Annotated in this window: 11 protein-coding genes; 10 read left to right on the top strand and 1 reads right to left on the bottom strand. The window is 27.8% G+C overall.

The genetic code is table 11. The annotated features are described in order from the left end of the window. Nucleotides 1-159 precede the first annotated feature (159 nt). The 6 genes from fni to ACTHUW_RS11760 are packed head-to-tail and all read left to right on the top strand — an operon-like array spanning nt 160 to nt 5878. The gene (gene fni / locus ACTHUW_RS11785) at nt 160-1209 is read left to right on the top strand and encodes a type 2 isopentenyl-diphosphate Delta-isomerase (protein ID WP_442213369.1); all 1050 of its coding nucleotides are present in this window, start codon (nt 160-162) and stop codon (nt 1207-1209) included. Beyond that, nucleotides 1202-2158 carry a mevalonate kinase gene (gene mvk / locus ACTHUW_RS11780; RefSeq protein WP_442210858.1) on the top strand — a complete coding sequence of 319 codons (957 nt, stop codon included), beginning with the start codon at nt 1202-1204 and terminating at the stop codon, nt 2156-2158. The genes fni and mvk overlap by 8 nt, the downstream gene beginning before the upstream one ends. Nucleotides 2159-2161: 3 nt before the next feature. Beyond that, nucleotides 2162-3136, top strand: coding sequence for a diphosphomevalonate decarboxylase (gene mvaD / locus ACTHUW_RS11775; RefSeq protein ID WP_442199459.1), 975 nt, complete (start codon nt 2162-2164; stop codon nt 3134-3136). A gap of 17 nt (nt 3137-3153) precedes the next feature. Further along, nucleotides 3154-3393: a hypothetical protein gene (locus ACTHUW_RS11770; RefSeq protein WP_442199458.1), complete on the top strand. Its 240-nt coding sequence runs from the start codon at nt 3154-3156 to the stop codon at nt 3391-3393. A 1-nt stretch (nt 3394) separates the two neighbouring features. Next, entirely contained in the window at nt 3395-4753 is a 1359-nt protein-coding gene (locus ACTHUW_RS11765; RefSeq protein WP_442199457.1) for a tripartite tricarboxylate transporter permease, read from the top strand. Between the two features lie 15 nt (nt 4754-4768). Next, entirely contained in the window at nt 4769-5878 is a 1110-nt protein-coding gene (locus ACTHUW_RS11760; RefSeq protein WP_442210856.1) for a phosphomevalonate kinase, read from the top strand. Nucleotides 5879-5928: 50 nt separating this feature from the next. Here ACTHUW_RS11760 and ACTHUW_RS11755 read toward each other — a convergent pair whose 3' ends face one another. Beyond that, nucleotides 5929-6615, bottom strand: a complete 687-nt coding sequence (locus ACTHUW_RS11755; protein WP_442199455.1) for a VCBS repeat-containing protein — start codon at nt 6613-6615, stop codon at nt 5929-5931. A 154-nt stretch (nt 6616-6769) separates the two neighbouring features. Here ACTHUW_RS11755 and ACTHUW_RS11750 point away from each other — a divergent pair, with 154 nt between their 5' ends. The 4 genes from ACTHUW_RS11750 to ACTHUW_RS11735 all read left to right on the top strand — a co-directional run bounded on the left by ACTHUW_RS11750 (nt 6770) and on the right by ACTHUW_RS11735 (nt 11077). After that, nucleotides 6770-9082, top strand: a complete 2313-nt coding sequence (locus tag ACTHUW_RS11750; RefSeq protein WP_442210854.1) for a DNA topoisomerase — start codon at nt 6770-6772, stop codon at nt 9080-9082. A gap of 82 nt (nt 9083-9164) precedes the next feature. Then, complete coding sequence (locus ACTHUW_RS11745) at nt 9165-9872, top strand: pyridoxal-phosphate-dependent aminotransferase family protein (protein WP_442210852.1); 708 nt, start codon at nt 9165-9167, stop codon at nt 9870-9872. A 27-nt stretch (nt 9873-9899) separates the two neighbouring features. Then, entirely contained in the window at nt 9900-10298 is a 399-nt protein-coding gene (locus tag ACTHUW_RS11740) for a hypothetical protein (RefSeq protein WP_442199452.1), read from the top strand. 236 nt (nt 10299-10534) lie between these two features. Next, a complete protein-coding gene (locus ACTHUW_RS11735) occupies nt 10535-11077 on the top strand; it encodes a DUF5698 domain-containing protein (protein WP_442213367.1) in 543 nt (180 codons plus the stop codon). Nucleotides 11078-11091: the final 14 nt, after the last annotated feature.

Below are 11091 nucleotides of genomic sequence, written 5' to 3'. Positions count from 1 at the left end.
ATAGATACTAATATATTATAATATGATGAGTAAGTTTGATTGTTACAAAGTTATATTGATAACATTTATCATTTACAAATTTATATCATTATGATATTATAATTAAAATATTAAAAAAGGGCATGATATGTAATATCTTATTGTGGAAGGAAGATAGATTTGAAGGATCAAAATGAAAAAAGCAAAATAAGGAGTAGTAGAAAAAAAGATCATGTAGAACACGTACTTAAAAATAAATTTGAAAGTAATACTCATTTTAATGATATATATCTAGAACATAATTCTTTGCCTGAAATAGATTTTAATGATATAGATACTAAAATTAATTTTTTAGATAAAAATATAAATTTTCCTATAATGATAAATGCAATGACAGGAGGATTTGATAGAGCAGTAGAGATAAATAGTAATCTTGCAAAGATAGCAAAAAACTTGAATATTCCTATGGCAGTAGGTTCTCAAACTATTGCTATAAAGGATAAAGAATATGAAAAGTCTTTTAAAATTGTAAGGGAAATATTAAATGATGGAGTTGTTATTTCAAATGTAAATTCTTTTGCAAATGTAGATGAAGCAAAAAAGGCTATTGATATGATTAATTCAGATGCACTTCAAATACATCTAAACCCTGCTCAAGAAATTTGTATGCCAGAAGGTGATAGAAATTTTAAAGGTGTATTAAGAAATATAGAAAATATAGTAAAAGTGTTAGATAAACCAGTTATCATAAAAGAAGTTGGATTTGGTATTTCTAAAAATGTAGTAAATAGTCTATATGATATAGGTGTTAGGTATATCGATTTAGGAGGACATGGAGGAACTAATTTCATTAAAATTGAGAATGCAAGAAATTCGAATTTTGAATTTGATGAGTTATTTGAATGGGGAATACCAACAGCACTTAGTCTTTTAGAAACTAAAGATTTAAAGAAAGATTTAAATATAGTATGTAGTGGTGGTATGAGAACTGCCAACGATGTTATAAAGGCATTATCTATAGGAGCAAATATGATAGGAGTTAGTGGACCAATATTAAGAGAATTAGAAGAAAAAGGATATGAATCTGCTTATAAATATATAGAAAATATAATATATAAATCTAAAGTAATTATGCTTCTTTTAGGGAAAAAGAATATAAATGAATTAAGAACTGTACCTTATAGGATAAAGGGAGAACTTAAAGAACTTTTGGATGGTAAAAATGAATAATTCATCTAAAATAGCAATATCTGATGCTCATAGTAAAATCATATTAGCTGGTGAACATGCTGTTGTGTATGGAAAACCTGCAATTGCAATCCCTTTTCCATTAAAGGTAGCTTCTATTGTAGAAAAATCAATTGGTCCTATTATATTTGAATCTGCTATCTATACTGGATTTCTTTATAATATGCCTATTAAATTAAAAGGGATTTCTAATTGTATAAAAGAAACATTAAAATATTTAAATAAACCTGAGAAAAATTTAAAAATTAAAATCATTTCATCTATTCCAATAGGACGAGGTCTTGGCTCTAGTGCTGCAATCAGCATTTCAATTGTCAGAAGTTTATTTTCATTTTTTGAACGACAAATCACTCAAAATGAATTATTTTATCTTGTTCAAATTGCAGAAAACTATGCTCATGGGAATTCAAGTGGATTAGATATTATGGCTACAATTAGTGAGAATCCAATATGGTTTGAAAAAGAAAGAGGGATATTATCTATAAAAAGCAAATGTCCTTTATATATAGTTGTAGCCGATACTGGTAGTACTTCTGATACACGAGTGGCGGTAGAAAATGTAAGAAAAAGATATAATTTAAAGCCTAAAAAAGTGCAAAAATCATTAGATACAATAGAAGAAATTACAAACGAAATAAAAAAAGCTGTTTTAAATGGAAATATTAATTTACTTGGAAAATTACTTACTAATAATCATAATGAGCTTATAAATATTGGTGTTAGTGATGAAAGGTTGAATAATTTAGTAAAGCTAGCATTGGATTCTAATGCTTTAGGAGCAAAACTTATAGGTGGAGGATTAGGAGGTTGTATGATAGCACTTGCACGTGACAGAGGGCAAGCTAAAGAAATTTCAAATAAATTAGTAAAATCAGATGCAGAAAAGAGCTGGTATTTTTCAACTAATGAAGATGTTGTTATGGAGGTATAATAAATGAAAGCAAAAGCAAAAGCAAATACTAATATTGCACTTATAAAATATTGGGGTAAACGTGATGAAAAGTTATTTTTACCTACAAATAGCAGTATATCTATTACGCTTGATAAGTTCTACACAATTACAACGGTTGAATTCAAAGAAAATATGATAAATGATAAATTTTATTTAAATGGAAAAGAATCTGATAAAAAAGAACAAATAAAAATTTCTAATTTTCTAGATAAAGTAAGAAAGCTTGCTAGAACAAACTTATATGCAATAGTGGAATCAGAAAATAAGGTACCTACTGCAGCTGGATTTGCATCTTCTGCATCTGGTTTTGCGGCACTTGCTGCGGCCTCAGTAAAGGCACTTGGTTTGAAATTAAATAAAATTGAGTTATCAGCACTTGCAAGATGTGGCTCAGGCTCTGCATCTCGTTCTATTTATGGTGGATATGTTGAATGGCAAAAAGGACAAAGACTTGATGGTAAAGATTCTTTTGCAAGAAGGCTTCTACCTGAATCAGATTGGGATATTAGTATCCTTTCAGTTATAGTAGCTGATAATAAAAAGAAAGTATCAAGCAGAGAAGGTATGAAAAGAACTGTAGAATCTTCTCCTTTTTATTCTGCGTGGCTTGATACTATAGAAAAGGACTTGAAAATGACAAGAGAAGCAATAAAATATAAAGATTTTGAAAAACTTGGAGAAGTAGTAGAAAGAAATGCTTTAAAGATGCATGCTACAATGCTTGGTGCTGCTGAACCAATATTATACTTTAAAGCGGGAACTATGGATGTAATTCATCATATTCATGATTTAAGATTATGTGGAATTGATGCTTATTTTACAATAGATGCCGGCCCAAATGTAAAGGTACTTTGTAAGCCATCTGATGAAAAAAAGGTATATGAATCTTTATTAAGTTTGCCATTGGTAGAAGATATAATTATTTGCCATCCGGGCAATGGGATAAGCTATTTATGATGAGAGGAGTTAATTAGATGAAAGAAGATAACTTAAAAAACAATATTGAAGTATGGGAGGATATTGTAAATATCAAGGACTTGATTATATCTCTTATAATATGTACTATGACTACCTTTATAGCATACATATTAGCACCTAATGAACCTCCAAAACCATTGTTTTTTGGTTTAACTGGAGCTATTATTGGGTTTGTAATTTGTGCTGTTTTTATTAAACCTAAAAGAATATTCATAGAAACAAAAGAGGAGAATTAATATGGATTTTATTTTAATTTTACAAATGATTATTGCAGCTACAGTTGCAGCTTTTATATATACTATTATTGGAGCAGCTCCTGGCGCAGATGAAACTGCAACTATTGCACCAATAACTTTAGTATTAGTTTTATCAGGTTTAGAGCCTGCTATTATATTATCTTTTTTTATTTCAGCAATTATAGCTTGTAAATTAATAGATTCTGTTCCTGTTTCAATAGCAGGTATTCCTGCTGGTGTAATGTCTACTCCAATGGTAGAACATGCTATGGTACTTAAAAAACATGGATTAACAGATACTAGTATTAGAAAAATAGCTTCAGGCGCTATTATAGGTAATATTATTTCTATACCAGTAAGTTTATTTTTAGCTCAAGCATTAATTCCTTTTGCAAGAGTAATTGAAAAATATGGTGATCCAGTATTTTTTATTGGAGCTATATTATTAGCTCTTATGAGTAAGAAGAAACTCATCGCACTTTTTTCAATATTACCTTTTGCCTTACTTATCCAAGGTCTTAGATATATGTATTGGGGAACTGGTGCTGTAACTGAAGATGCCAACGTATTTATTTCCTTTTTCTTAGGTATTACTATTGGCCCTGTAATACTCACTTTATTTGAATTATTAAATAAAGAAAGGCGAGATAGCTTTAAAAGACATGATAAAAATACAATTTATATGAAAAGGACTAAGGGAAATAAAAAATTTCCTAATCCATTTAAAATTTTAACTAAAAAAGAAATCAAATATAGTGTGATTTCTTCACTTATTGGTTCAGTTACTTTTATACTAAGCCCTGTTGGTCTTACTACATTTTTTGGAGAGTTATTTTCAAGTCGCATAAAGGACCCTGTTGAAAAAGCATCTCTTGCAGTATGTACAATGGAAGCATTAGCTCAATCAACATATATTTCAGGGGCACTTATACCACTTATAGCTTTAGGAATTCCATTATCTCCTGTAGCTATTGGTCCTGGTAATCCACTGTTTAATGCACCACCAGTTTTTACCCTAGAAAATAATATGCACCATTTATTAACAACATCAGATTTTATCCTTGCAACTTTAATTGGAGCTGTAATTGCTTCAACTTTTACTTTTTATATTGCAGTGAAGTATTCTGAAGAAATTTGTGCATTTGTATTTAAAAGGATACCTCATGAAGCTTTACTTGGATTATTTTTTAGTCTAGTATTATTACTTGCATTTATAGATGGAGGTTTAATTAATACTATTGGTGTAATTTTAATAGGAATTGTATCAGGACTTTTTTATAGGTTAGGAGTAAATTATGGTGTTTTATTTATGACACTTTATTCTGCACCATGGATTATGAAAATATTATCAGATTTATAGGGAAGGAGATAATAAATGACTCAGTCAAGTTTAACAGTGAAGGCACCAGGAAAGCTTATGATTGCTGGAGAATATGCAGTACTTGCACCAAATCAAAAATCAGTGGTAATAGCTGTAAATCGTTATATAACAATTAATATAGAATTAAATCAAAAAAATATAATTTCTATTCCAAAGATGAATTTAGAAAATATTACATGGCAAATAAAAGATGAAGATATAGAGTTTAATGTATGGGATAAAAGATTAGAATTCATTAAAAATGCAATTTCTACTTCTATTAAGTTTTTACGGGAAAATTTAGTGGGGATTAAATCATTTAAATTACAAGTTGAAAGTGAACTTGAAGATCCTTTAACAAATAAAAAATATGGATTAGGTTCAAGTGGAGCTATTATAGTTTCTGTTGTTTCAGCTATTTTATTATTACATAATAATGACAAGAAGCTACCTTCATTAGATGAAATTTTTAAACTTTCAGTTATAGCTCATTTAAAAGTTCAAAAAAATGGTTCTGGAGCTGATATTGCAGCTGCAACTTACGGTGGATGGATAGAGTATTCTGCATTTGATACAGACTTTCTTTTAAATGAATTAAATATAGGTGGAAAATTAAAAAAAATTATATATAAACCATGGCCTAATTTAATTATAAAAAAACTCATGCCCCCAACATCACTTAAATTAGCTATAGCTTGGACTAAAAATCCAGCAAAAACAGGACCTATGGTTAATAAATTTCAAGAATTTCGCAATAAAAATCCCAAAGCTTATGATGAATTTTTAAATGAAAGTTCTATTTGTGTAAAGAGATTAATTAATAGTTTTAATACAAATAATTATGAAAAAATAATTGAGAGTATTAGACAAAATCGTAATGCACTTCAAAATTTAGATTATAATGCTAAAATGTCTATTGAAACAAATAAATTAAGAAATTTATGTAACATAGCTGAAAAATTTGGTAGTGGAAAGTCATCAGGTGCAGGAGGTGGAGATTGTGGTATAGCTTTTATAAGATTGGAAGAGCAAAGATATGAGCTATATAAATTATGGGAGGCAGCTGATATGATGCCATTAGATTTAAAAGTATCTAAAATGGGAGTTTCAATATGGAAGTTTTAGATATAAAAATATGGTATTTAGCATTTTGCTAAGTACCATATTTTTATAAATTATTTTTTTGTGCCATTAATAGCTACATATTGATCAAACATATTAAATTTTTTACCATTAAATTCTAAGCTTGATAAAATAAAACCTAGACCATCAGCATGATATCTACCTGATATTTTTTGATAAGCTAGCAATTCATATACTCCATCTGAATCAAAATCTATAGGGTAGAGCCCACTTAATGGATCTACAAACCCTTCAATAGGTTCTTTTAACTTTCCATTTTTATCATATATTTCATTTAGATATTCCCTACCCTTATATGCTATATCGATTATATATTTAATATTATCCTTAATATTTACTATTTCAACCTTATAAAAATCTTTGTAAATAACCTTGTATTTATAGGTGTCATTAAAATTATTATAATCAAATATTAATTTTGGGATATTATTTAATGCAGAGAAAATATAGTAATATATAATTGCTCCACTTCCACCAGAATTAATACCTATTAATATATCTTGGATACCATCTCCAGTAAAATCATAAAGTGAGATTGTAGGATCATATCCAGACTCAAATTCAAAAGGTGAATAATACATCCTACCTGTTCTTCCATCTTGAATCACTAAAGTAATGTTTTCTACAAAAGGACTATTTGGATTTCTCTCTCCTGTAAGATATATATTATCTGATACATTATCTCCATTTACATCTCCACGTACAAATGAAACTATCATGAAATCATCCTTTCAATTAATTTTTCTTTTATACAATATATGTCTATAAAAACAAATAGTGATTATATAAATCAGATATTTTCTTGAAGGGCAACTGTATTAACTATATAATTGTATAAGACAAAAACAAATATCTAGAAAGCGAAGTGTTCTTATGAGTAAAGCATTATATATAGCTGAAAAACCTAGCGTTGCAAGAGAATTTGCAAAAGTGTTAAATATAAAGGGAGGTAAAAGAGATGGATATATTGAATCAAATGATGCTGTTGTTTCCTGGTGTATAGGCCATTTAGTAACAATGAGTTATCCTGATAAATATGATGAAAAATATAAAAAATGGAAAATGAATGATCTTCCCTTTTTACCAGATAAATATAAATATGAAGTTATTGAAAATGTAAAAAAGCAATTTAACATATTAGAGTCACTTATTGAAAGAAATGATATATCAACAATATATGTATGCACAGATTCAGGTCGAGAAGGGGAATATATCTATCGTTTAGTTGAAGATCTTATTAAAGTAGAAAATAAAATTAGAAAGAGAGTTTGGATTGATTCACAAACTGAAGAAGAAATAAAAAAAGGTGTTAAAAATGCTAAATCATTAGATGAATATGACAATTTATCACATGCAGCATATCTAAGGGCAAAAGAGGATTATCTGATGGGAATAAATTTCTCAAGACTTTTAACACTTGTCTATGGCAGATCACTTAGTAGCCATTTGGGTAAAAATCATGTAGTTATAGCAGTTGGAAGAGTGATGACATGTGTCTTAGGATTAATAGTAAAAAGAGAAAGAGAAATCAAGGAATTTGTAAAGACACCATATTATAAAATTTCATCTACTTTTCAATTTGATGAATCAATAGTTTATGATGGAGAATGGAAAGCTATTAAAGGTTCAAAGTATGATATGTCTAATTTATTATATAAAGATATTGGATTTAAAGAAAAGAAAGAAGCTCAAAAATTTCTTGATTATTTAAAAGAAAATAATGAGTATTTAATAGCCACTATAGAATCAATTAAAAAGAAGAAGGAAAACAAAAACCCACCGCTACTTTATAATTTAGCTGAGTTGCAAAATGAACTTTCTAAGAAATTGAAAATTAACCCAGATCAAACACTTAAGCTTGCACAAACATTATATGAAAAGAAGATGATAACCTATCCAAGAACAGATGCAAGGGTCTTGTCAAAATCAGTATCTAAAGAAATAGATTCCAATTTGAAGAAACTTAGTAAGATTAAAAATCAAAAGATTAATTATTTTATTGAAAGGATATTAAAGGAAAATTTATATAAAAATTTAGAAAAGACTAAATATGTAAATGATAAGAAGATTACAGATCATTATGCCATAATTCCAACAGGTGAGGGCTTGACAAATCTTAATAGATTATCATCTAATGAGAAATATACTTTTTTATTAATAGTAAAAAGATTTTTAAGTATATTCTATCCTCCTGCTATATATAGTAAACTCTCAATTGAAAGTAAAATCAAGACAGAAAGTTTTTTTACTAGCTCAAAGATTCAAGTACAAAGAGGATATTTAGAAATATTAGAAGATGAAAAAAAAGAATCAGGCTCAAATAATGATAAGGAAGAATCATTAAAAAGGTTAAAAAAGGGACAGGAAGTAAAAATTAAAAAACTTAAAATAAATGAATCTGAAACTTCTCCACCTAAAAGATATAATTCAGGCTCTATAATTCTTGCAATGGAAAGTGCAGGAAAATTAATTGAAGATGATGAATTAAGAGAAAAAATAAAGGGTAGTGGAATTGGAACAAGTGCTACAAGATCTGGAATATTAAATAAATTACAAAAAATAAACTACATTAATTTAAATAATAAAACACAAATATTAACTCCTACTAATTTAGGTGAATCAATTTATGATGTAGTAAATGAATCAATTCCTTCTCTTTTAAGACCTGAATTAACAGCTAGTTGGGAAAAGGGACTTGAAATGATTGAAAGCGGAGAAATAGAATCACAAGAGTACATGAAAAAGCTAGAATCATATATAAAAAGAAACACTCAAAAAGTAATTAAATTAAGTAATCATTCAAATTTATTGCGTTCTTTTCATGATAATCCATCTACAAATAAAGAATATATAAAATCAAAAAAAGAAAGATTAAGAAAAAACAGTCTTGGAAAATGCATACTATGTGAAGGTGGACAAGTATTAGAAAATAGCAAGGCTTTTTATTGTAGTAACTGGAGAAATCATTGTAAATTTACAGTATGGAAAAACAGTTTGAAAAATTATCAAGTAAAAGTTGATAAGGAATTAATCAAAGAATTACTGGAAAAAGGACAATTAAATGATATTGAAATAAGAAATCCAAATACTAAAGAAAAAGAAAATGCTATTTTAAAATTTAATAAAAATAAAAATGGGCTACTAGAAGTTAGTATAAAAAACAAAAGTGTACCAGTACAATTATAGTTAATAAAGAAAGTTGTATTGTAATTATCTTAGTAAATTTATATAATTTAGATAAATAGTATTAATTAAAGGGGGTAATTGTATGGAAAGATTAGTTATGACACCAGGACCAACACAGTCTAGTGAAGAGGTAAGAGGTGCTCTTTCAATAAAGAATACCAATACGGATTTAGATAAGGATTTTTTTAAACTTTATAATGATACTTGTAAAAAAGCAAAAAAACTAGTGAATTCTAAAGATTCAAAAGCAATAATAATGTTAGGAGAAGCAATATTAGGCTTAGAAAGTGCATGTGCTTCATTTATAGAAGAAGGAGATAGGGTGCTTTGCATTGATAATGGTATTTTTGGAAGAGGTTTTGGTGAGTTTACTGATATGTATGGGGCAGAGACCATATATTTTAGAAGTGATTATAAAAGAGGTATAGATGTAGATGAATTAGAGAAATTTATAGATGAAAATGGTCCTTTTAAACTAGCTACTTTAGTTCATTGTGAAACTCCAACAGGAATAACTAATCCTATTGAAGACATTTGTCCATTATTAAATAAAAAAGGCATAATTTCAATAGTTGATGCAGTATCTTCATATGGTGGAGAATTTATTTCCATGGATGAGTGGGCTATAGATATGCTTATTGCAGGAACTCAAAAATGTCTATCTGTAACAGCTGGAGGAACTCTTGTTTTTTTAAGCAATAGGGCAGTAGAAGTGCTAGAAAATAGAAAGAGTAGTGTAAAGTCTTTTTATGCAAATTTAAAAAATTGGCTTTTAGTTATGGAAAATTAAAAATTCCCATATACTCATTCAGATGCCTTGATAAACTCTATTAATGTAGCATTAGATAGGATAATTGATAGAGCAGATTATGTACAAAGGCATAAAGAATTAGCTAAAAAGGTAAGAGATGTATTTATAAATTCTGGCTTTAATATATATGCCAATAAAGATTATTCAAATACATTAACTGCTATTAAGATGCCAGAAGGTATAGATTTTGATCATATGTTTAATTATCTTAAAGATGAAAAAAACATTCTTATAGGTGGTAGTATTGCAGAATTTAATGGAAAATTATTTAGAATAGGACATATGGGCGAAAATGCAAAGGATGAACATATATATATAGTTTTAAAAGCATTAGATGAATATTTTAAGCATATGAATTTAACTTTAGAAAAAAGTCTGCATATAGAATTTGCAAAGATTAAATAAAAAATATTATTTGACATTTATATAAAACTATTATATACTTAAAAGGTTGGCTTATTAGACGGATTATAAGTTAGATTATTTTAAGAATTGCTTGTTAGCACATTGTTCTATTGTTAAATTTCAATATTAATTTTAAAATAAATAGTAAGATCAGAAATCCTAAGGACTTTGGAGAGTTTTTAACTTAACTCCAATAACTTTAGGATTTTTTTAAAAAAATAAAGGAGGTGTTTTAAATGACACAAAGTATAATATTAACTCTTATAGGTTTGTTTTTAGTAACAGCCTTTACAAATATATTAGCTACATTAAAAACTATATTACTTGCAAAAAATATAATGAATCCAGTATATTTATTAGTATTTGTAGATGCTATTATTTTTGCTACAGTATTAGGTAAAGTAACTAGTTCAGAAGGAATAAGTTATGCAATTGCATATGCTTTAGGAAGAACTCTTGGAGTATTTATAGGTGGTAAAATCGAAGGAAAACTTGCCTTAGGTATTTTAGAAGTAGATTTATTCTTAAATAATAAAAATAAGATGATCGAATTAGCACAAAAACTTAGGGATGAAGGATACACTGTAAATAATTTCTTAGCTAGTGGAAACAATGGTAATAAAAGATATAAATTAGAAGTTGTTATAAAGAGAAAAGAGATAAGTACACTTGAAAGTATAATGGATGAATGCAATATATCCGATCCAACTTTAAAGATTAAGAATCTTAGCAAGGTAGAAGGAAAAATAACTAGCAGTAAAAAGATAAAAACAGCCTAAGAAAAAATAAAGCT

Source organism: Senegalia sp. (in: firmicutes) (assembly GCF_052088025.1).
Lineage (GTDB): Bacteria > Bacillota > Clostridia > Tissierellales > SIT17 > Anaeromonas.
Note: the sequence above shows the minus strand (reverse complement) of the source record. Positions and strands in the feature narration are given on the sequence as shown.